Consider the following 21,631-nt stretch of genomic DNA (forward strand, 5'->3'; position numbering starts at 1 on the left):
AGCCCGGGTCGCCAGGGTGGTGGCGGCGAGCCACCCTGGCACGTTCACGTGTGCAGGATTTTCATATGAGCAAAATGTATGAAGTGAACGGAAACTACAGCACATCCGCATATTCCTCCCATCCCTCCAATAAAAATGCCAGCTATCTTAACTGACTGACATTACAAATTAACGAGTAGTCAGTGCAGACTGGTATTTATGGAGCACGTCCACCAGCCGTCTCACCGGATGGGTCACCTGCTCCGGCGCATCCCAGGTGCGGAGTTTCTCCTGATACACCTCAAGCTCCTCCAGCAGCTGGCTAAAATAGCGGCGGCGCGTCTCATCGCTGCGGGCAGCAATGACGCTGTCGGCCGTGCGGCGTAGCTGACGGTGGAAGGCAGAGAGATCCGAATTCACCGGGATCGGCGCATCACGCAGGCGCTGGTGGGCAATAATCATAGTTAACGCCAGACGGAATTTGCCCACGTCACCCGGGAACTTGTTCAGGAGTAAAAAGAGCTGCTGATAGAGCGCAGGCAGATGGTTCTCTCTGCGTCTCGCCGTGTTGGTGGTCATCGCCGAGACCGCAGCCGAGACGAACTGGTTCAGCAGCACGCGGCCAGTACGCGCCCGGGAGTTATCCCGCACCAGCAGGATCACCAGCAGCGCCAGCACGCAGCCGACAATCTGCCCTAATGCGCTATCGAGGAAGCGGTTGAACTCGAAGGTCATTGGGTTATCCAGCACCAGGATGTTAATGGTGCTCGCCAGCGCTCCCAGCGATCCCAGCCGCCGCTTCTGTACCTCGATACCGATAAAGAAGGCCAGCACCGCGAGGCTGATGCAGAGCAGCAGCATGCTTTGCTGGGTGGCAGGCATCACCACCAGAAAGTAGAAGGCTCCGATAGGCAGCGCCGCCAGCGTGCCGTAGACAAAGTCCATCGCCACCATACGCGGATTGGGCAGGCGCATCGCCAGCGAGGTGACCACCGCAATCATGATCATCGCCCCGCTGCCCGAGGTCCAGCCGGTCCAGAGCCAGAACAGGGTGCCGACCATGCAGGAGAGCGTAGTGCGCCAGAAGTTAACCATTGCATGATGACGCTCTGCCGACTCCGCTTTAACCACCGCCTCGGTGCGCAGCACCTCCTCTTCGGCGGCACTGATGCGGGTGTTACCGATCACCCCACGCTTAAGCAGCAGAAAGCGCGTCGCCGCGCCTACCCAGCTGTAGATAGTGACAGGCGTATCGCGCTCGCCGGTCCAGGCAATCACCCTCCGCATCCGCTTGAGCTGCTTATGAACGTCCTGCACCGTCTCTACCGGCGTGGCGAACAGCTCCCGGAACGTATCGGTGACGATCTCCGGACGCGACTGCTGCATCAGCCAGGTTTCACACGCCTGGGTAATCAGGGTTAGCGACAGGGTGTTAATCACCTTCAGGCGGCGGTTGGCCCGCGTCCAGCGCGAAGACTCCATATTCAGGTTGGTACGCATCCCCTCCAGGGCGTTGGTGCGTCGCACCAGCGCGCCCCAGGCTTTATCCATCTCATCGCCGTCGCCATTTTGCACGCAGAGCTGCATCAGCTGGTACTGCGCCAGCAGCAGGCTGTCCAGTTCACGGTCAATCTCCTGCTTCACCGAGCGCGGGGAGAAGAGCAGATCGGCCACGATGGCGCAGACGATCCCGATGACAATCTCGCTGCAACGCTCAACGGCAAACTGCGGAGTCAGCAGCGGTTCAGCCTGCACGGTAATAACAATAATCAGCGCGGTGTAGCCCGACAGCCCCCAGGCGTAGGAGTTTTCAACCCGCACCAGAGAGGAGACCCAGGTACAAAATCCCGCCCAGAGACAGCAGACCATCAACATCACCAGCGGAGCACGGATCATGCCGATGATCATCACCAGCGCGGCAACGCAGCCGATAAAGGTCCCGACGATACGCAGCATTCCCCGGTAGCGGATCGCTCCTGAGTAGGGTTCACCCCCGGCGGCAAAGGCTGGGCCAGCGGCCACAATCGCCGCCGTCAGCACCGCCCAGCGCGGCGTTTCAAGATTAAAGTGGAAGCCAACAAACAGCGCCAGCACAATCGCGCACGCCAGCTTGATGGCGAAGCGCACATGCTGGTTAGCGATGGAGAAGATGCCCATCGTGGTTAGCCCATCTCACGCAGACGGTGTGCCAGCTTACGGAAGAAGGAGTCCTGGCTGGCATCCCGGTCTTTTTCACCGGTGATCACCACCGTCGCGGTGGTGCCCGCTGGCCACAGGTTACCCGGCTGGCTATCGAGGCGGATACGCACCGGCACGCGCTGCGCCAGGCGAACCCACTCCAGATTAGAGTCGATAGTCGCCATTCCTTTGGCATCGCGGCTGCTGCTGGCGTTGGTCACCCCGGCGGCGATGCTGTCCACCGTGCCTTTCAGCACCTGGTTACTGCCCAGCGGCGTGATCTCGGTCCGGTAGCCTGGGCGCACGCCCTCCAGCTTGGTCTCTTCCATATAGGCCAGCACGTAGAAGGAGGAGTGCTTCACCAGCGCCACCGCCGTTGACCCACGGGTGATAAACTCCCCGGTATAGACGTTAAGGTTTGTTACCCAGCCGGCGGACGGGGCGCGGATCACCGTCCGCTCCAGATCCAGCTTCGCCATATCGCGCGTGGCCTCGGCTTTTGCCAGCTGATGCAGCACGGTTTGCAGGACGTTATTCGCCTGGTCAATCTCTTCCCGGGACATTGCCTGAATGCCCAGCTGGTTGCGCCGCCCGGCTTCCCGGCGTTTTTCCGTGGCCAGCGCCTGGTAGTAGGCGACGTCCGCCTCGGCCTCCTCCAGCGCTTTCTGGTAGCGCGGCTGGTCGATGGTAAAGAGCACCTGGTCTTTCTTCACCAGCTGGTTATCATGGACCTTCACGTCGGTAATCAGCCCGGCGACATCGGGCGCAATCGCCACCACGTCGGCGCTAAAGCGGGCGTCGCGCGTCCACGGCGACTCGGTGTAATAGACCCAGGCACGAAAAATAGCGATAAAAGCCAGTACCACCAGGATCACGGTGATAGCGGTACGGGAGATATTTTTGATAAACGTTTTCACATCAACCTCAGACGAACAGGCGCGACAATAAGTAGAACAGGCAGCAGTAGAGCGCTGTATTGAACAGGGCTGGATGCCAGACAAAATCGTAGATCCCGGTAGGGATCAGCACGCGGCGCACCAGCCAAAAGAGGGCCAGCGATAACAGTAGCTCGAAGAATATCGGCGGGAATGACAGACCGAAGACCACGATAACGGGAAACAGACTCATGTTGACCTTGATTAGAGAGCGTGCAGGCGATGGTTTATTATTCACGTCACCGCAGGAATAAGGGCCAGAGGGGCCGGGCGAGAGTGACGTGTCTATTACTCAGCTAACAGTATTTTACCGTAACTGTTATGTTGTTATCTATATTGTGTTATCTAAATCACTTTTAAGCCAGAGTGAACAATGGAAAGATTAAAACGCATGTCGGTATTTGCCAAAGTGGTTGAAATGGGTTCATTTACCGCCGCCGCCCGACAGCTACAGATGAGCGTCTCCTCTATCAGCCAGATCGTTGCCAGGCTGGAAGATGAGCTACAGGTTAAGCTGCTCAACCGCAGCACCCGCAGCCTCGCCCTGACCGAAGCGGGCAAGATCTACTACCAGGGCTGCCGCCGGATGCTGCACGAGGCGCAGGACGTGCATGAACAGCTCTACGCATTTAACAATACCCCTATCGGTACCCTGCGCATCGGCTGCTCGTCCACCATGGCGCAGAACGTGCTGGCCAAAATGACCGCCGAGATGCTGCGCGACTACCCTGGCCTGTCGGTGGATCTGGTTACCGGCATCCCCGCTCCGGACCTGATTGCCGACGGGCTGGACGTGGTGATCCGCGTGGGCGCGCTGCAGGATTCTAGCCTCTTCTCCCGACGTCTGGGGGCGATGCCGATGGTAGTCTGTGCGGCAAAAAGCTATCTGTCGCAGTACGGCGTGCCGGAAAAGCCAGCGGATCTCGCTAACCACTCATGGCTTGAGTATAGCGTGCGCCCCGACAATGAGTTTGAGCTGATTGCCCCGGAGGGAGTGTCGACGAAGATTATTCCCCAGGGCCGCTTTGTCACCAACGATCCTATGACCCTCACCCGCTGGCTGACGGTGGGCGCTGGGGTGGCCTACGTGCCGCTGATGTGGGTGATCGATGAGATCAACCGCGGCACGCTGGAGATCCTCTTCCCACGCTACCAGTCGGATCCACGTCCGGTCTATGCCCTCTATACCGAGAAGGATAAGCTGCCGCTGAAGGTGCAGGTCTGTATTGATGCACTGACCAACTATTTTGTGGAGGTATCGCAGGTGTTTCAGGCGATGCGCGGACGCGCGAAAGAGAAGTGAGGAATTTCCTGCCGGACAGCGCCGGCAGGAAGAGACGAGCAGGCGTTACGCCGTGCCGCCGACGGTTAAGTTGTCTACCTTCAGCGTTGGCTGGCCCACGCCTACCGGCAGGCTCTGCCCCTCTTTACCGCAGACGCCGACGCCGCTGTCGAGCTTAAGATCGTTACCGACCATTGAAATCTGCTGCATGGCTTCAATGCCGGAGCCAATCAGGGTCGCGCCTTTCACCGGCGTCGTCACCTTGCCATTCTCGATCAGATAGGCTTCCGAGGTGGAGAAGACAAACTTGCCGGAGGTGATGTCCACCTGGCCGCCGCCAAAGTTCGGGGCAAAGATCCCGTACTCTACCGACTCGATGATCTCCTGCGGGGTCGATTTCCCGGCCAGCATATAGGTGTTAGTCATGCGTGGCATCGGCAGATGCGCGTAGGATTCACGACGGCCGTTGCCGGTCGGCGCTACGCCCATCAGGCGGGCGTTAAGCTTGTCCTGCATGTAGCCTTTCAGGATGCCGTTTTCGATCAGCACGTTGTACTGGCCCGGCGTGCCTTCATCGTCGATAGCGATCGAGCCGCGGCGGTTCATCATGGTGCCGTCATCAACCACGGTGCAGAGTTCAGAGGCCACCAGCTCACCCATCTGGCCGCTGAATACCGAAGTGCCGCGACGGTTAAAGTCCCCTTCCAGGCCGTGACCTACCGCCTCATGCAGCAGTACGCCCGGCCAGCCTGCGCCCAGCACCACCGGCAGGGTGCCCGCTGGAGCCGCCACCGCAGTAAGGTTCACCAGCGCCATGCGTACTGCTTCTTTGGCCCAGGCGTCCGCCCGCGCTTCGCCATCGGCGTCGCTGAGGAACCACTCATAGCCAAAACGACCGCCGCCGCCGCTGGAGCCACGCTCGCGTTTACCCTCATCTTCCACCTGCACGCTGACCGACAGGCGCACCAGCGGACGAACGTCTGCCGCCAGAGTGCCGTCAGTGGCCGCGACGAGGATCAGCTCATAGACGCCGGTCAGGCTGGCGGTGACCTCCTGCACGCGCTTGTCGGCGGCGCGGGCCACGCTGTTGACCCGGCGCAGGATGTCCAGCTTCTCTTCCCGGCTCATGCTCTGGAGCGGATCGACGCTGGTATAGAGGGCGCTGTGCTCAACCGCGCCGAGGGTCTGCACCCGGCCATCGCCAGCGTCGCGGACGATGGTTCGTGCCGCCTGGGCGCTCTGCTCCAGGGCCAGCAGGCTGATCTGATCGGCATAGGCAAAGCCGGTCTTCTCGCCGCTGACGGCGCGTACGCCCACGCCCTGGTCGATATGGTAAGAGCCATCTTTAATGATGTTATCTTCTAAAACCCAGGATTCGTGATAGCTCGACTGGAAATAGAGGTCGCCGTAGTCGAGACGGCGCTCGGCCAGCTGGCCAAGGATGGAAAACAGATCCTGATGGCTCAGGCCGTTTGCCGCGAGTAATTGTTCACTAACCAGGTTCAAACTCATCGTTTTGCTACTCTCAGGTTGCCGCGCTTGGCGGTTAAAAATTTGTATCTATTGAGAGTGAGGCAATTCGCTCAACTCGTCAAATCATTGCTATTTCTTCGCAGGCGGGGTGCGCGGCTGGCGCAGCACTTCGTTGATTTGTGGTTTATCCATCGGCCCGCTGATGTGGTAGCGCAGAATAGAGACCTTGCTCCACAGCGGCCCCAGCACCTTGCTGGCGGCAAACACCGCCGCGCCAACGATCGGGTTAACGGCAAACGCGGCCGCAACGCCGACGGTGGCGGAGATCTCCGGCGCGACGACGGCCTCGACGTCCAGCTCCCGACGCACCAGGTTAACCGATCCCTTCATGGCAATATCCGCTTCGAGACCGTCCACCAGCGTATCGTCGGTATGCAGAACGCCATCCTTGATCCACGCCGTGCTGCGGATGGAGTCAAAGTAGAAGCCTTCGCTAAAGGTATCGCTGAAGTCAAAGCGCAGCTTGCGCAGCAGGGCGTCAAAGCTCAGCAGGCGCAGCAGCTGGCCGGCACGGCCGGTGCTGACGTCGGCGATCTGGCCCTTGCCGAGGCGGGTATGCAGCACGCCGTTGAGGGAGGCCTCGTCCGGCTGCCACGGGGTATCGCGCCAGTGCAGGTCGTAGTCAATATCTACCGGCGCGTCACGCATCGGGGTAGTAACGCCAAAGAACTCGGTGGCCGAATCGATCTTATCCGCCCGCAGCTTGCCTTTAATTGAAGTACGCTCCGCGCCGCTGCGGTTAACCCACTCGCCGTCGGCGGTCAGGCGGGCAAAGCCGCTGTCCACCAGACCATTGGCCAGCGAGAGCGTATCGCCCTTGATATTGAAATCACCTTCAATACGGCCATATTTCTGTCCCCACAGCCAGCACTCGGCGCAGCGCAGCTGGAGATCGGGCCAGCCGCTGAAATCGAGCCGCGTCTTGCCGGTCAGCAGCGCGTTTGGCGACAGCGGCTCGCTGGTCACCGGGGTCGGGTTGTAGTAGAGGTAGCGAATGGCGGCGGTCCAGGGGCGGTTGTCCGCCATCATCAGCGTCGCCGCGATCTCCCGACCCTGGACGTCAACCTTCGTGCCGCCCGCCACAGGCTGCGTCTCCAGGCTGACGTTGTTCCACTGCTGTCCGCCGAGGGTCAGCGCCGGGGTACGCAGAGCGATCGCTTCCGGGAAGGCCGTGGCGCTGCTGACGTTGCTGGCCACGCCCTGCTGGAAGAGTCCCAGCCACTGCGCACCGTCTAGCGGGGGCAGATTCAGCTCGACGCCCTTCTGCGCCGGCAGCGGCGGAATGGTCTGGCTCTCCGAAGCCCAGATAGCGCGGTCCAGGGTCAGCTTCTGGTTAAGCAGCCAGCGGCTATTGAAGTGATTATCGCTGCCCGCCGCCCCGGTCAGATCGAAGCTGCGTAGGTTACCTGTCACGTTCAGCTTCACCGGCAGCGGTTGGCCCGCCGATTTATTCAGCGGCGAGGGGAGTCGGCTGGCGAGGTTCTTCAGGTCGCCTTTGATATCCACGTTGTAATGCGCGCCTGCGTTATAGGGCAGCTCGATGTCAACCTTACCGTTCCACGCCACGCTGCCGCTGAGGGCATCGTTGACCTGTTTTGGCAGTACCCCGGTGCGGGCGGGCTGCCAGTTCGCATTCATGTCGATCGCCACCTCGTAGGCCTTTTTACCTTCGGTGGTGGAGAAGTTGACGTTGAGTGGCTGATTAAACCAGCTGGCGGTCAGCGGCTCGCTCTGTAGGTTGCCGTTCACAAAGCTAAAGTTGCCGTTAAGCTTGTGCAGAGTGCTGTTCAGCGGTTTGATAAACAGGCTGTTATCCCGCAGCTTCACCTCGCCTTTGGCCGTGGTCATCTCGCCGTCCAGCGGGATATCGAGATGTAAGCGAGCGCTCACATCCCCACTAAGCTGAAGCTCGTCCAGGGTCGCGCCGAGGGAGTCCTTTAAGGGCGTCTCGTTGAAGTACGGCCCAACCTCTTTACCCGGGCCGCTGATATCAGCGTCGATCAGCAGCTTCTCTTCCAGGTAGTCGGGGATCGCCGCCGCCAGGTTACGCCCCTTCACCCCGCCGAGGCTGACCTCATCGCTCTTCATAAACAGACCGTCGTTGAGGAAATCCAGCTCGATATCGAAACCCTTCAGCGCAGGCCAGCCGGGCTGAAAGGCGTAGGTGGCATTATGCAGCGGCACCAATACTTCAAACTGCCCTTCGTTGTGCTTGTAGGGGAAGAGGTGCGGATTGCCGCCGTAGACCAGCGTGGCGTTATCCACCTGGCCGCCCTGGATGGCACCGCTCAGGTAGTCCACCAGCGCTTTGCCCATCAGGTTTTCCGGGAAGTAGCGCCACGCCTGCCCGGCATCGCTGGTGCTGATCCCGGCGAGGATCCCCAGCCACGGCTCGTCGTTGGTGGGCTTGAGATAGCGGAAGTCACCCCGGGCATGCACGCCGGTAGCCTCAACGTCAATCTGGCGGCCATCCAGCTGGAAGCCATCACTGTTTTTCAGCCAGTTGAGGGTGGCAATGCCCTTTTTGATCTCCAGCGGGGCGCGGAACACGGTCTTATAGGGCATGGTGGCATCGGTTACTTCAGCCGTCAGTCGGCCATTCTCCACGCTGCCGCTCAGGGTTCCGGCCAGATGCTGCACGCCTGGCAGCAGCTTCCACTGCTGCCAGGAGAGATCCTGCCAGCTGGCCCGGAATCGTGTTTTCTCCGTGGACTGGAGGGGAATATCCAGCGCCAGCTGCTCAATCTGCCCGGCAGGCTGCATGGCCCGCCAGATCTCACCCAGTGCGGGCGAAAGCTTTTCGGCAATCGGCTGCAGGCCGTCCAGCCCGCTCAGCTCAAGATGATTAGCGCGAACCCGCAGCTCGTCGCTCCGGGTGTTGTTTACGCCACCCACCTGCTGCTCGGGGATCCACGCCAGGGTCAGTGCCCCCTGCGGCCAGGGTTTATCATCCAGAGTAATGCGGGTCTCAGGGATGGCAAACTGCCAGCCACCCTCTGCGCGGGTCACATGCGCCGTCAGGTTATCTACGCTCAGACGGTGCGGTTTTGCATCGCCCTGCCAGCTCGCACCGCCCTTTTTCAGCCATACGTCGCCGCTGGCAAACTCGCCTTTGTTGAGCGTCACCCACCCTTCCAGGCTGAAGCGGGCGCTATCCAGGGCGATATTATCCTGCATCCATTTCCCCAGCCACGGCTTAACGTCGACGTCATCTGCCTGGAGCCACAGGCGTCCGTTATTAAGCAGGCCGTTATCATCCCGCAGATCCATCCGCACCTGCATCACGCCGTGCTGGCCAGTCAGGCTGGAGAGGCTCACCTGCCCTTCGGCCCGGTGGCGTGCGCTGTCGTTAAGCCAGGTGAGCTGAGGGATCGCCAGCTCCGCCCGCTGGCCGGAGGGCGTTAAGAAGCTGATCTCACTGTCGCGCAGATCGAAATGGTCAAACTGGCGCAGAAAGAGATCGCTGAGACGGTTGCCTTCGAAGCCCTGTTCGTTGTCGCCCTGTTGCAGTGGAGTATTGGTGTAGATACGCAGCCGGTAGAAGGTAAGATCGCGAAACTGCCAGCGCAGGTGCAGCAGGCTTTGCCAGACGTCCAGCGCCAGGGTAACACGCTTAACCGAGAATTCACCCCCGTCGCTCAGGCCAGCGCTGATATCGCGCACCTCAACCTGCGGACCGAAGTTCTGCCAGCTGGCCTCAATGTAGCTGGCGTTGACCGGCATGCCCATGGCCGACTCAATCTTTGTCAGCAGCGCCGGACGCCAGCTATTGAGATGCGGCAGCACAAGACGCAGGCCGCTCACCAGCAGCGCGACGATGACAATCAACGTCGCGGCAGTCAGCAGCAGTATCCCAGGCAGTCGCCTCACGCATCTCTCCTTGTCAGCCAAAAAACAGGCCTTGATCGTGTCGCAGCATGCTGCGTAATTACATCATTACCACGTCGAACTGCTCCTGGTTATAGAGCGGCTCAATTTGTACTTTTACCTGTTTGCCAACAAAGATTTCGACTTCTGCCAGCGCATGGGACTCGTCGCTTTTAAGCGCTTCGGCCACCGCAGGAGAAGCATAGACTAAGAATCGATCGGAATCGTAGGCGTGATGCACACGAACGATTTCACGCATGATCTCATAGCAGACGGTCTCGACCGTTTTGACCGTCCCGCGTCCGTGGCAGGTTGGGCACTCGTTGCAGAGTACGTGCTCAACGCTCTCCCGGGTGCGTTTGCGCGTCATCTCTACCAGGCCGAGCTGCGAGAAGCCGTTGATGCTGGTCTTGACGCGATCCTTGCTCAGCGCCTGCTCCAGAGAGTGCAGCACCCGGCGGCGGTGATCCTCGTTACTCATATCGATAAAGTCGATAATGATAATGCCGCCGAGATTACGCAGGCGCAGCTGGCGGGCGATCGCCTGGGTCGCTTCAATATTGGTGTTGAAGATGGTGTCGTCGAGATTGCGATGGCCTACAAACGCGCCGGTATTGATATCGACGGTGGTCATCGCCTCGGTCTGATCGATAATCAGATAGCCGCCGGACTTCAGCTCTACCTTGCGCTCCAGCGCGCGCTGGATCTCGTTCTCGACGTCAAAGAGATCGAAGATCGGCTGGCGTCCGCTGTAGTGCTCCAGCTTGCTGGTCATCTCCGGAATGTATTCGGCGGTAAACTCCAGCAGCGCTTCAAAGGTCAGGCGCGAGTCGACGCGGATGCGGTCAAGCTGGGCATCGGCGAAGTCGCGGAGCACCCGCTGGGCCAGGGCCAGCTCGCCGTACATCTGGTAGCGGGTCTGGGGACGTTTTTTACGCTCCATCACCTTGGTCCAGACGCGCTTCAGGTAGGCCGCATCCGAGGCAAGATCCTCATCGCAGACGCCTTCCGCTGCCGTACGAATAATAAAGCCGCCCTGCTCGTCGCAGTACTCGGCAACGATCTTCTTCAGCCGCTCGCGCTCGCTTTCGCTCTCAATGCGTTGGGAGACGCCCACGTGAGACGCACCCGGCATAAAGACCAGGTAGCGCGAGGGTAGCGTGATATCGGTAGTCAGGCGTGCACCCTTGGTGCCCAGCGGATCCTTGACGACCTGCACCATCAAATCCTGGCCCTGGCGCACCAGCTCGGAGATATCGCGTACGGTGAAGTTCTTCTGCTCTTCACCGGCTACGCACTCGGTGTGGGGCATAATATCGGAGGCGTGGAGGAAAGCAGCCTTATCGAGACCAATATCTACAAAAGCCGCCTGCATGCCCGGCAGGACCCGGCTCACGCGCCCTTTGTAGATATTGCCGACGATACCGCGCCGCGCTTCGCGCTCGATGTGGATCTCCTGCAGGATCCCGCCATCAATATAGGCAACGCGCGTCTCCGATGGCGTTACGTTCACCAGCAATTCAGCCGTCATGTTTATCTCTTCCCTCACGCAGTGCGTTAAAATCGCTTATCAGTTCACCGGTCTCTACCAGCGGCAGGCCGACAACAGCATAGTAGCTGCCGTTGATGCGGCGGACAAAGCAGCCGCCCAGCCCCTGGATACCATACGCACCTGCTTTATCCATCGGTTCGCCGCTGGCGATGTAAGCGGCAATTTCGCTCTCGGCAAGCACCTTAAAGGTAACATCGGTGACCACAAGGCGCTCCAGCACCCGCTGGCTGTCGGCCAGCGCGACGGCGGTCATCACCTGGTGGGTATGTCCCGACAGCTGGCGCAGCATAGCAGCAGCATGGTGGGTATCTCGCGGCTTTTCAAGCACTTCCCCATTTACGATGACAATCGTATCAGCCCCCAGCACCGGCAGATCCTGTGCGGCCAGCGCTACTCCGGCCTGGGCTTTCTCCCGCGCCAGGCGCGCCACGTACTGCTGGGCGCTCTCCTGGGCGTGGCGCTGCTCCTCCACGCCCGGAACAATGCGCTCAAAGGAGACGCCGAGCTGAGTAAGCAGCTCCTGGCGACGTGGCGAACCGGAAGCGAGATAGAGATCGATCATAAGTACCTTTTATTGCACCGCAAACTGCTGGCGAATTTTACGCATCAGCAGGAAGAGCCAGGGCCAGAGCACGCCGTCAACAATGCTGCTCCAGAAAACTTCCGGGCGGAAAGAGACGTTGATGACTAAAAACTCGGCCCAGAAAACAATGATATTCGCCGCCAGCGACAGCAGCATCACCACCAGCGCCTGCTGCCAGAGCGCCAGGTTACGGAAGAGCTGGTATTTCAGGGCGACGAGGTAAGCGATGATGCTGAGCGACAGCGCGCGGACCCCAAGCGTTGAGCCGCTGATGAGATCCAGTATGGCACCCATCATTAAACCTGTACCGACATTTACGCGGTGCGGCAGGGCGAGGATCCAGTAGAGCAAAATGAGCAGCACCCAGTTTGGCCGGAAAACGAGGATGTTATCCGGCCAGGGCATGATTTGCAGCAACAGCGCAATAAGGAACGAGAGCCAAATGACCCAGCGTCCCTGGCTACGATAGCTCGCCACTATTGCCCCCCGGATACAGGCTGCGTCGGCATATCAAGGCCGGTGGCAGGCTCAGGGACGGGGGCAGGCGGCCCCATCGAATTCGGCGCAGGCAGCACCTGCGGCATCATCTGCATCAGCCGCTCGTTGGCCACGCGGTGTACCTCTTCCGGGGTCATCGGATTCGCGCCGTTGCGATCGGCGCCCCACAGCAGCAGCAGGTAGCGCAGACGCTGAAGACCCGCCATCGGACGCGCCTGGATAACCGTATAGGCACGCTGGGTGTCGAGCTTCACGGAGGAGACAACGCCCACCGGATACCCTTCCGGGAAACGCCCGCCGAGGCCAGACGTCACCAGCACGTCGCCGACGCGAATATCGGTATTCGCGGGCAGATGCTCAAGCTGGAGGTCGTCGGTGCAGCCGTTACCGGCCGCAATCACGCGGATATCGTTACGCAGTACCTGGATCGGCAGCGCATGGGTCGCGTCGCAGATCAACAGCACGCGGCTGGTGAGTTTGGCAACCGCGACCACCTGGCCAACAACGCCTTTATCGCTGATTACCGGCTGCCCCTCATAGACGCCGTTTACGCTGCCCTTGTCGATCACCACCTGATCGCTGTAGGGATCGTTGACCGTGGAGATGACCTGGGTAACCATTTTTTGCTCATCCTGACGCAGGGGTGAGCCCAGCAGCTCGCGCAGGCGCGCGTTCTCCTGTTTGTACTGTCCCAGCATCAGCAGCTCGCTGTTTTTCAGCAGCAGCTCCTGGCGCAGCGCCCGGTTTTCCAGCTCAAGCTGATCGCGCGAGGCTAAGGTTTGCGACACGCTGTCGAGCAGTTCACGGGGACCATTTGAGACAAAATAGAAAGGACTGACGGCGGTATCCATGTACGTTCGGATCTGGCTGAACGTACCGAGGCGGCTGTCGGCGATAATGACACCAAGCGCAACCAGCACCGCCAGGATCAGGCGAATCTGTAGCGACGGGCCACGGCTAAAAATGGGCTTCATAGGCTATGCGTCTTCTCAGGCCGGATAGATCGGGGACAACATCTGCGTTATCCCCGATCCGATGCGGACTACTCTTCGCTGAACAAGTCGCCGCCGTGCATGTCGATCATTTCCAACGCCTTGCCGCCGCCACGGGCTACGCAGGTCAGTGGATCTTCTGCAACTACGACAGGAATGCCTGTCTCTTCCATCAGCAGACGGTCAAGGTTACGCAGCAGCGCGCCACCACCGGTCAGGACCATACCGCGCTCGGAGATATCGGACGCCAGCTCCGGCGGGCACTGCTCCAGGGCCACCATCACCGCGCTCACGATGCCGGTCAGCGGCTCCTGCAGCGCTTCAAGGATTTCGTTAGAGTTCAGGGTAAAGCCGCGCGGCACGCCCTCGGCCAGGTTACGACCACGGACTTCGATCTCGCGCACTTCATCGCCCGGATAGGCAGAGCCGATTTCGTGTTTGATACGCTCAGCGGTCGCTTCACCGATCAGGGAGCCGTAGTTACGACGCACATAATTGATGATGGCTTCGTCGAAACGGTCGCCGCCGATACGCACGGAGGAGGAGTAGACCACGCCGTTCAGGGAGATCACCGCCACTTCGGTCGTACCACCACCGATATCCACTACCATGGAGCCGGTCGCTTCGGATACCGGCAGGCCAGCACCGATTGCGGCCGCCATTGGCTCTTCAATCAGGAAGACTTCACGGGCACCTGCGCCCTGGGCAGATTCACGGATGGCGCGACGTTCAACCTGGGTCGCACCGACCGGCACACAGACCAGTACGCGCGGACTTGGACGCATGAAGCTGTTGCTATGCACCTGCTTGATGAAGTGCTGCAGCATCTTTTCCGTGACGAAGAAGTCAGCGATCACGCCGTCTTTCATCGGGCGGATAGCCGCGATATTGCCAGGGGTACGGCCCAGCATCTGCTTAGCTTCATGGCCTACAGCAGCGACGCTTTTCGGAGAACCGGCACGATCCTGACGAATAGCCACCACGGAAGGCTCATTCAATACGATGCCTTGTCCTTTTACATAAATCAGGGTATTCGCAGTACCCAGGTCAATGGACAAGTCATTGGAAAACATGCCACGAAATTTTTTCAACATACTAAGGGATAATCCTGAAAGCTGGGGCGGAAAACAAAATCCGCTTACTTTACCAACCACACGCAGCAGCGACAAGGCGCAAAAATCATCTGCTACGGTGAAAATTAGTGCAGTTCGTTTCCTCTGTTACAAATTGGCCTGACTCCTTCAGGACTCCACGGTATAGCAGCGCTCCTCGCCTCATCATTTTGTAACGCATCTAAGGACGTTCACTGTCTTAAGCTGTTCGGGCTGGCAGGCAGACATGCACACCCCCAGGCGATACAGCGCGCGTTATTCTACGTGAAAACACATTAAACGGCAGGTCAAACCGAGTATCTTTGTGAATATTTTTTCACGTTTGCATCAAGTGGTTCTGACGCGGCAAAGAAATCACCTTGCCCACCCGCTACGCCACGCTCAATTAGCGTCTGCCATTCGCCTCTGGAACGGAGACCGGTAGCAAAGACGCGGGTCTGCGTACCTTTGCAGGTCTCGACCAGACTCTGCACCAGCAGCTGGTTCTCGGTGCGCTTCTCAATATTGCGTACCAGGCTCGGGTGCAGCTTTAACAGCTCGGCGTCCAGCGCCTTGATCCAGCTGGTGCTGACCAGCGTCAGGCCTGCCTGAGTTACCGCAACCCGGGCACCTAATGCATTAATTAATCTTACCACCGGCTGTAACCGACTGATGTGTTGACAAACATCTGCCTCAGCAAGTTCAAAAATAATGCGTTTTCGCTTTGATTTTTCACATTGCATCAGCGTATCCCGCAGCCAGCGCTGGAACCGCGGGCGAATGAGCGACTCCACGGTGATCTGCAGAGCCAGCGTCTCCTCCGGCCAAAAGCCTAAAAATGTCACCAGCCGGGTAATGAGCTGCCGGTCATACTCCTCCGAGAGGCCAAACTGCAACACCATCGGCATATACTCGGCGGAGATCACCTCCTGCTCGCCGTCAAACAGGCGGCACATCAACTCGCGATGGTGAACGCTGCCGTCGCGGTTGATGGCGGGCTTATGGTACAGGCGCGGCCCGCCCCGACTGAGCATCCGTTCGATAAGGGTGCGCCAGCGCACGTTGCCGCGCCCCTTCTCCGGCAGGCTGTCATCGTAGACCGCCCAGCTGTTCGCCCCCTGCAGCACGGCGGTACGCGTCGCCGCCTCGGCGTGCTCCATTACCTGCTCCGTGCTCTGCCCGCTGCGCCAGGCGCAGATGCCGATGTGCATCATATCCTCCCGGTCGAGCATCTTTGATGGCGGCAGGACATCGACAGACTTCAGCAGCTGGGCAGCGATACTTTCGGACTCCTTGAGGGTGCGGTGGGAGAGCAGCACCGCAAAGTCGCTGCGGTGGTAGCGGGCCAGCAGCGCACCGGGGTAGCGCATAATAAAGGTCGAGAGCAGGTTGATCAGAATAAAGAAGTGCTCTTCCGTGGCCGCAGCCCCCCAGCTGTCCCGCAGCAGATCGAAATCCGGCAGGCGGATCATCATCACTACCCCGTGCGACCCGACCCTCTCCTGATCCTCCAGCAGCGTCGCCAGCTGGTTATCAAAAAAGAGCCGGTTGTTCAGCCCGGTCTTGGTGTCCTGAGCGGCATAGGAGCGGATCAGGGTATCCATGCGGCTGCGCTGCTCGCTGGCAAACTGGATCTCGGTTAGCAGCAGATCGAGCGCGCTGCTGGCCCGGGCAGGCCACTCGTAGATGCTGCCCCGCACCCGCTGGCCGCGCTCGCCGTTAAGGATCCGGGTAGCCCGCATCTCTAACAGCTCCTGCCCCGCCAGCTGACGGCGCTGCCAGCGCACAGCCAGAAAGATGATGATAACCATAAAGCCAACGGCGAGGGTCAGCGGCGCGGTGGTGATGACCGAGTGAAAGTAGTTGGCCATCGGATCCTGATAGACCAGCAGGATGCTCGTTCCCGGGTTCTTAATTGAGGGGACAGTGCGCTCGCGGTGTAGCTCGCTGCTGCCTGCGGGACGGTAGCTGCCGCTGCGCGTATGATCGAGCAGGGTATGCTCCCCCTGCTTAACCACGATACGCACGATATCAATGGGCACCATCAGCTCATCCAGCTGGACAGCGAGCGCCGAGGTTGGCTGTGCAACCAGCCGTGTGTCAATCACCGCCGCGACTGACTCCACGCGCTCGGCAACCTTCTGCTCAATGGCGCGGTAGAAGCTGAATGAGCACCCCACCAGCGTGACAAAGATTGCCAGCCCGGTTAGCAGGGTTACAAAAGCCGAGAATTTCGTCGTTAAGCGCATCCGTGTGTTAACTCCGTGGGTTAAGAGCTGATGCCAGTACCGGGCAATCTGGCAATTTGTTGCGTTAAATCGGCATAGCGTTTTAATTAGCGAGTATAGTCTTCAGAAATTTTTTGCCAATCATCAAGCAACCGGAGAAGAGATATGCAGGCCTTGATTTTAGAACAGCAGGATGGAAACACGCTCGCCGCGGTGCAGGATATTGCCGATAGCCAGCTGCCGCAAGGCAATGTGACGGTAGATATTGCCTGGTCCAGCCTGAACTATAAGGATGCGCTGGCGATCACCGGCAAAGGTAAAATTATCCGCAACTTCCCGATGGTTCCCGGCATCGATTTCGCCGGGACGGTTCACGCCAGCGAGGATCCGCGCTTTCACGTTGGTCAGCAGGTGCTGCTCACCGGCTGGGGTGTGGGAGAGAACCACTGGGGCGGCCTGTCCCAGCGGGCGCGTGTCAACGGCGACTGGCTGGTGGCGCTGCCGCAGGGGCTGGATGGCCGTAAGGCGATGATCATCGGCACGGCGGGCTTTACCGCGATGCTCTGCGTGATGGCGCTGGAAGAGGCGGGCGTGCGCCCTGGCAACGGCGAAATTGTGGTCACCGGGGCCAGCGGTGGCGTGGGCAGTACGGCGGTGGCCCTGCTGCATAAGCTCGGCTACCAGGTGGCGGCGGTCTCCGGCCGGGAGAGTACCCACGACTACCTTAAGCGCCTCGGGGCCAGCCGCATTCTGGGCCGCGATGAGTTCGCCGAAAGCCGCCCGCTGGAGAAACAGCTCTGGGCTGGCGCGGTGGATACCGTGGGCGATAAGGTGCTGGCCAAGGTGCTGGCGCAGATGAACTACGGCGGCTGCGTGGCAGCCTGCGGCCTGGCGGGCGGCTTTGCGCTGCCGACCACGGTGATGCCGTTTATTCTGCGCAACGTGCGCCTGCAGGGCGTCGATTCCGTCATGACGCCTGCCGCAAAACGTGCCGAAGCCTGGGCTCGCCTGGTGCAGGATCTGCCCGAATCCTTCTATGAGCAGAGCGCAACGGAGATCACCCTTGAGCAAGCACCGGAATTTGCCAGCGCGATTATCAACAACCAGGCTCAGGGCCGCACGCTGGTGAAAATTGCTTAGTCAGCAAATTTTTACCAGAGACTCGCGCTAATGCCACTCCTCCGTCATGATTAGAGCATTAATAGCTTAGTAGTAGATGCGGGCGGAGGATGTAATGAAGAAGAGAAGGTTAACGGAAGCGGACGTCACGGCGGAGTCCGTTTTTATGCTACAGCGTCGACAGGTGTTAAAAGCGCTGGGCATCAGCGCGACGGCGCTGTCGCTCTCATCTGCCGCCCATGCCGACCTGCTCGACTGGTTTAAAGGCAACGATCGCCCGAAAGCCCCGGCGGGTAAGCCACTTGATTTTAGCAAGCCTGCCGAGTGGCAAAGCACCCTGCCCCTCACCCCTGAGGATAAGGTCACCGGCTACAACAACTTCTATGAGTTTGGCCTCGACAAGGCCGATCCCGCCGCCAACGCGGGCAGCATGAAGACCGATCCCTGGACGCTGAAAATCGACGGCGAGGTGGCCAAGCCGCTGACCCTCGATCATGACGATCTGACCCAGCGCTTTCCGCTGGAGGAGCGTATCTACCGGATGCGCTGCGTCGAAGCCTGGTCGATGGTGGTGCCGTGGATCGGCTTTCCGCTGCACAAGCTTCTCGCGCTGGTGCAGCCCACCAGCAATGCCAAATACGTGGCGTTTAAGACGCTCTACTCCCCGGAGCAGATGCCCGGCCAGAAGGACCGCTTTATTGGCGGCGGACTGGAGTATCCCTATGTAGAGGGCCTGCGCCTCGACGAGGCCATGCACCCGCTGACCATGCTTACCACCGGCGTCTACGGGAAAGCGCTGCCGCCGCAAAATGGCGCGCCGGTGCGCCTGACCGTGCCGTGGAAGTACGGTTTTAAGGGCATTAAGTCGATCGTCAGCATCACGCTAACCCGCGAGCGGCCGCCAACCACCTGGAACCTCTCTGCCCCTAACGAGTACGGCTTTTTCGCTAACGTGAACCCGCACGTTGATCATCCGCGCTGGTCGCAGGCCACGGAGCGGTTTATCGGCTCGGGCGGCATACTCGACGTCAAACGCCAGCAGACAATGCTGTTTAACGGCTATGCCGATGAGGTAGCCTCGCTCTATCGCGGTATCGATCTACGGGAGAATTTCTAGGTGCGGCTCACAGTAAAACAGATCGTCTGGCTCAAGGTTGTCCTGCACCTGGCAGGTTTGCTTCCTCTATTATGGCTCTTCTGGGCAGCCAGCCAGAGCTACTTCAGCGCCGATCCGGCGAAAGATATCCAGCACTTTACCGGCAGAATGGCGCTAAAGTTTCTCCTTGGCTCGCTGCTTATCACCCCGCTGGCGCGCTATGGTAAACAGCCGCTGCTGATCCGCACCCGACGGCTGTTAGGTCTCTGGTGCTTTGCCTGGGCTTCGCTGCATCTGGTGAGCTACTCGCTGCTGGAGTTGGGAATCAGTAATCTGGCGCTGCTCGGTCAGGAGCTGGTGACCCGTCCCTACCTGACGCTGGGGATTGTAAGCTGGCTGGTGCTGCTGGCGCTGGCGCTGACCTCCACCCAAGCGGCCCAGCGCAAGCTGGGGCGAAACTGGCAGCGTCTGCACAACTTCGTCTATCTGGTCGCTATCCTGGCACCCATTCACTATCTCTGGTCGGTTAAGGTGCTCTCCCCCCAGCCCCTTATCTATGCCGCTCTCGCCTGCATCCTGCTCGCCTGGCGCTACAAGAAATTTCGCCAGTGGTGGCGATAGCGCAGCGATCGTACGTTAATGTGTGCGGTTTGCCACAATTCTGATAGTCTTTACGCCCGTTTTCCGGCGGGCGTAAGATAATCTTCCCTGATAAGACCAGTATTTAGCTGCCAAATGCTACGAAATCGTTATAATGTGCGACTTTGGTTTTCACGACAGGGCATTTCGTGCGCTGAAAACGTGACAACCATGCAACGAAGGTATATTTTGTTTTTTACCGGAGATTTGCAGGAGATAGCAGCACAATGGCGGACAAGTTGCATATTTTGCTCTTAAACGGTCCCAACCTGAATATGTTGGGTACACGTGAGCCAGACAAGTACGGTACGCTGACGTTAACAGAAATTGTTAACCAATTAACCGCTGAAGCGGAGGCGCTGAACGTCGGGTTAGAGCATTTACAGTCGAACGCAGAGTACGTACTGCTCGACCGCATTCATCAGGCTAAAGACAAGATTGACTATATCCTGATCAATCCGGCCGCGTTTACGCATACTAGCGTAGCCCTGCGTGATGCTCTGCTCGCGGTGGATATCCCGTTTATCGAGATCCACTTGAGCAACGTCCACGCACGCGAACCGTTCCGCCATCACTCTTATCTCTCCGATATCGCTGCTGGCGTCATCTGTGGATTCGGCGCTGACGGCTATTCATACGCATTACAGACGGCGGTTAAACGCCTGTCACAAACACACTAAACAAGAGTACGGAACCCACTCATGGATATTCGTAAGATTAAAAAACTGATCGAGCTGGTTGAAGAATCAGGCATCTCCGAACTGGAAATTTCTGAAGGCGAAGAGTCTGTTCGCATCAGTCGGTCTGCACCTAACGCAGGCTATCCAGTGATGCAGCAGGCCTATGCCGCACCGATGATGCAGCAGCCTGCCCTCTCTACCGCCGTTGCACCGGCACCGGCTCCGGTAGCCGAAGCACCTGCTGCAGCGCAAATCAGTGGCCACATCGTACGTTCCCCAATGGTCGGGACTTTCTACCGCACCCCTAGCCCGGACGCGAAAGCCTTTATCGAAATCGGCCAGAAAGTAAACGCGGGCGACACCCTGTGCATCGTTGAAGCGATGAAAATGATGAACCAGATCGAAGCCGATAAGTCCGGCGTGGTGAAAGCCATTCTGGTGGAAAGTGGTCAACCGGTTGAATTTGACGAGCCACTGGTCGTTATCGAGTAACGAGGCGCACATGCTGGAAAAAATTGTCATCGCTAACCGTGGCGAGATTGCTCTGCGTATTCTGCGTGCCTGTAAAGAACTGGGCATCAAGACCGTCGCCGTGCACTCCACTGCGGATCGCGATCTAAAACACGTACTTCTGGCGGATGAGACGGTCTGTATTGGCCCGGCTCCGTCCGTAAAAAGCTATCTGAACATCCCGGCTATCATCAGCGCCGCTGAAATCACCGGCGCGATGGCAATCCATCCGGGTTACGGCTTCCTCTCTGAGAACGCCAACTTTGCCGAGCAGGTTGAGCGCTCCGGCTTTATCTTCATCGGCCCGAAAGCCGACACCATTCGCCTGATGGGTGACAAAGTGTCCGCGATCACCGCGATGAAGAAAGCTGGCGTCCCGACGGTGCCCGGCTCTGACGGTCCGCTGGGCGACGACATGGATGCTAACCGCGCCCATGCCAAACGCATCGGCTACCCGGTGATCATTAAAGCCTCCGGCGGCGGCGGCGGTCGCGGCATGCGCGTCGTGCGCAGCGACGCCGAGCTGGCGCAGTCTATCTCCATGACCAAAGCGGAAGCGAAAGCCGCGTTCAACAATGACATGGTCTACATGGAGAAGTACCTGGAGAACCCACGCCACATCGAAATTCAGGTGCTGGCAGATGGTCAGGGCAACGCTATCTATCTGGCGGAGCGTGACTGCTCTATGCAGCGCCGTCACCAGAAAGTGGTCGAAGAGGCACCGGCGCCGGGGATTACTCCGGAGCTGCGCACCTTCATCGGCGACCGCTGCGCGAAAGCGTGCGTGGATATCGGCTACCGCGGGGCAGGTACCTTTGAGTTCCTGTTCGAAAACGGCGAGTTCTACTTCATTGAAATGAACACCCGTA

Annotated in this window: 18 protein-coding genes; 7 read left to right on the forward strand and 11 right to left on the reverse strand. The window is 59.3% G+C overall.

Features of this window, described 5'->3' with window-relative positions:
- Positions 1–168: 168 nt before the first annotated feature.
- Genes aaeB through aaeX form a run of 3 tightly spaced genes read right to left on the reverse strand, consistent with a single transcriptional unit; the run spans position 169 to position 3,285 of the window.
- Positions 169–2,136 carry a p-hydroxybenzoic acid efflux pump subunit AaeB gene (gene aaeB / locus RTM13_RS19655; RefSeq protein ID WP_312214387.1) on the reverse strand — a complete coding sequence of 656 codons (1,968 nt, stop codon included), beginning with the start codon at positions 2,134–2,136 and terminating at the stop codon, positions 169–171.
- A 5-nt stretch (positions 2,137–2,141) separates the two neighbouring features.
- The gene (gene aaeA, locus RTM13_RS19660) at positions 2,142–3,074 is read right to left on the reverse strand and encodes a p-hydroxybenzoic acid efflux pump subunit AaeA (protein WP_312214388.1); all 933 of its coding nucleotides are present in this window, start codon (positions 3,072–3,074) and stop codon (positions 2,142–2,144) included.
- A gap of 7 nt (positions 3,075–3,081) precedes the next feature.
- Positions 3,082–3,285, reverse strand: a complete 204-nt coding sequence (gene aaeX, locus RTM13_RS19665) for a p-hydroxybenzoic acid efflux pump operon protein AaeX (protein WP_042390018.1) — start codon at positions 3,283–3,285, stop codon at positions 3,082–3,084.
- A 180-nt stretch (positions 3,286–3,465) separates the two neighbouring features.
- Here aaeX and aaeR point away from each other — a divergent pair, with 180 nt between their 5' ends.
- Positions 3,466–4,395, forward strand: coding sequence for an HTH-type transcriptional activator AaeR (gene aaeR / locus RTM13_RS19670; RefSeq protein WP_312214389.1), 930 nt, complete (start codon positions 3,466–3,468; stop codon positions 4,393–4,395).
- Positions 4,396–4,440: 45 nt separating this feature from the next.
- Here the strand turns inward: aaeR and tldD are convergent, their stop codons facing one another.
- The 8 genes from tldD to csrD form a co-directional block, all read right to left on the reverse strand.
- Entirely contained in the window at positions 4,441–5,886 is a 1,446-nt protein-coding gene (tldD, locus tag RTM13_RS19675) for a metalloprotease TldD (protein ID WP_312214390.1), read from the reverse strand.
- 90 nt (positions 5,887–5,976) lie between these two features.
- Positions 5,977–9,777: an AsmA2 domain-containing protein YhdP gene (gene yhdP / locus RTM13_RS19680; RefSeq protein ID WP_312214391.1), complete on the reverse strand. Its 3,801-nt coding sequence runs from the start codon at positions 9,775–9,777 to the stop codon at positions 5,977–5,979.
- A 58-nt stretch (positions 9,778–9,835) separates the two neighbouring features.
- A complete protein-coding gene (rng, locus tag RTM13_RS19685; protein WP_312214393.1) occupies positions 9,836–11,305 on the reverse strand; it encodes a ribonuclease G in 1,470 nt (489 codons plus the stop codon).
- The gene (locus tag RTM13_RS19690; RefSeq protein WP_312214395.1) at positions 11,295–11,888 is read right to left on the reverse strand and encodes a nucleoside triphosphate pyrophosphatase; all 594 of its coding nucleotides are present in this window, start codon (positions 11,886–11,888) and stop codon (positions 11,295–11,297) included. Before RTM13_RS19690 ends, rng begins: the two co-directional genes overlap by 11 nt.
- A gap of 9 nt (positions 11,889–11,897) precedes the next feature.
- Positions 11,898–12,386, reverse strand: coding sequence for a rod shape-determining protein MreD (mreD, locus tag RTM13_RS19695; RefSeq protein WP_042390004.1), 489 nt, complete (start codon positions 12,384–12,386; stop codon positions 11,898–11,900).
- Entirely contained in the window at positions 12,386–13,381 is a 996-nt protein-coding gene (mreC, locus tag RTM13_RS19700; protein ID WP_312214397.1) for a rod shape-determining protein MreC, read from the reverse strand. Before mreC ends, mreD begins: the two co-directional genes overlap by 1 nt.
- Positions 13,382–13,449: 68 nt before the next feature.
- Positions 13,450–14,493, reverse strand: a complete 1,044-nt coding sequence (gene mreB, locus RTM13_RS19705; RefSeq protein WP_006818047.1) for a rod shape-determining protein MreB — start codon at positions 14,491–14,493, stop codon at positions 13,450–13,452.
- Positions 14,494–14,798: 305 nt separating this feature from the next.
- Positions 14,799–16,739, reverse strand: a complete 1,941-nt coding sequence (gene csrD / locus RTM13_RS19710; protein WP_312214399.1) for an RNase E specificity factor CsrD — start codon at positions 16,737–16,739, stop codon at positions 14,799–14,801.
- Positions 16,740–16,883: 144 nt separating this feature from the next.
- Between csrD and RTM13_RS19715 the strand changes: the two genes are divergently transcribed.
- From RTM13_RS19715 to RTM13_RS19740, 6 genes are all read left to right on the forward strand, one after another.
- Entirely contained in the window at positions 16,884–17,858 is a 975-nt protein-coding gene (locus RTM13_RS19715) for an MDR family oxidoreductase (protein WP_312214401.1), read from the forward strand.
- 94 nt (positions 17,859–17,952) lie between these two features.
- Positions 17,953–18,954, forward strand: a complete 1,002-nt coding sequence (msrP, locus tag RTM13_RS19720) for a protein-methionine-sulfoxide reductase catalytic subunit MsrP (protein WP_312214403.1) — start codon at positions 17,953–17,955, stop codon at positions 18,952–18,954.
- Entirely contained in the window at positions 18,955–19,554 is a 600-nt protein-coding gene (gene msrQ, locus RTM13_RS19725) for a protein-methionine-sulfoxide reductase heme-binding subunit MsrQ (protein WP_312214405.1), read from the forward strand.
- A 245-nt stretch (positions 19,555–19,799) separates the two neighbouring features.
- Complete coding sequence (gene aroQ, locus RTM13_RS19730) at positions 19,800–20,252, forward strand: type II 3-dehydroquinate dehydratase (protein WP_312214407.1); 453 nt, start codon at positions 19,800–19,802, stop codon at positions 20,250–20,252.
- Between the two features lie 21 nt (positions 20,253–20,273).
- A complete protein-coding gene (gene accB / locus RTM13_RS19735; RefSeq protein ID WP_312214409.1) occupies positions 20,274–20,744 on the forward strand; it encodes an acetyl-CoA carboxylase biotin carboxyl carrier protein in 471 nt (156 codons plus the stop codon).
- A gap of 10 nt (positions 20,745–20,754) precedes the next feature.
- On the forward strand, positions 20,755–21,631 hold an 877-nt coding region (locus RTM13_RS19740; RefSeq protein WP_312214411.1), incomplete at its 3' end, for a biotin carboxylase N-terminal domain-containing protein.

Source organism: Pseudescherichia sp. (assembly GCF_031979925.1).
GTDB lineage: Bacteria > Pseudomonadota > Gammaproteobacteria > Enterobacterales > Enterobacteriaceae > Pseudescherichia.

Excerpts from the sequence above, each read along its gene's own strand:
- tldD (WP_312214390.1), bottom strand. The coding sequence starts at position 5,886 with ATGAGTTTGAACCTGGTTAGTGAACAATTACTCGCGGCAAACGGCCTG.
- aaeX (WP_042390018.1), bottom strand. The coding sequence starts at position 3,285 with ATGAGTCTGTTTCCCGTTATCGTGGTCTTCGGTCTGTCATTCCCGCCG.
- csrD (WP_312214399.1), bottom strand. The coding sequence starts at position 16,739 with ATGCGCTTAACGACGAAATTCTCGGCTTTTGTAACCCTGCTAACCGGG.
- mreB (WP_006818047.1), bottom strand. The coding sequence starts at position 14,493 with ATGTTGAAAAAATTTCGTGGCATGTTTTCCAATGACTTGTCCATTGAC.
- accB (WP_312214409.1), top strand. The coding sequence starts at position 20,274 with ATGGATATTCGTAAGATTAAAAAACTGATCGAGCTGGTTGAAGAATCA.
- aaeB (WP_312214387.1), bottom strand. The coding sequence starts at position 2,136 with ATGGGCATCTTCTCCATCGCTAACCAGCATGTGCGCTTCGCCATCAAG.
- msrP (WP_312214403.1), top strand. The coding sequence starts at position 17,953 with ATGAAGAAGAGAAGGTTAACGGAAGCGGACGTCACGGCGGAGTCCGTT.
- aroQ (WP_312214407.1), top strand. The coding sequence starts at position 19,800 with ATGGCGGACAAGTTGCATATTTTGCTCTTAAACGGTCCCAACCTGAAT.
- RTM13_RS19715 (WP_312214401.1), top strand. The coding sequence starts at position 16,884 with ATGCAGGCCTTGATTTTAGAACAGCAGGATGGAAACACGCTCGCCGCG.
- RTM13_RS19690 (WP_312214395.1), bottom strand. The coding sequence starts at position 11,888 with ATGATCGATCTCTATCTCGCTTCCGGTTCGCCACGTCGCCAGGAGCTG.
- rng (WP_312214393.1), bottom strand. The coding sequence starts at position 11,305 with ATGACGGCTGAATTGCTGGTGAACGTAACGCCATCGGAGACGCGCGTT.
- mreC (WP_312214397.1), bottom strand. The coding sequence starts at position 13,381 with ATGAAGCCCATTTTTAGCCGTGGCCCGTCGCTACAGATTCGCCTGATC.
- aaeR (WP_312214389.1), top strand. The coding sequence starts at position 3,466 with ATGGAAAGATTAAAACGCATGTCGGTATTTGCCAAAGTGGTTGAAATG.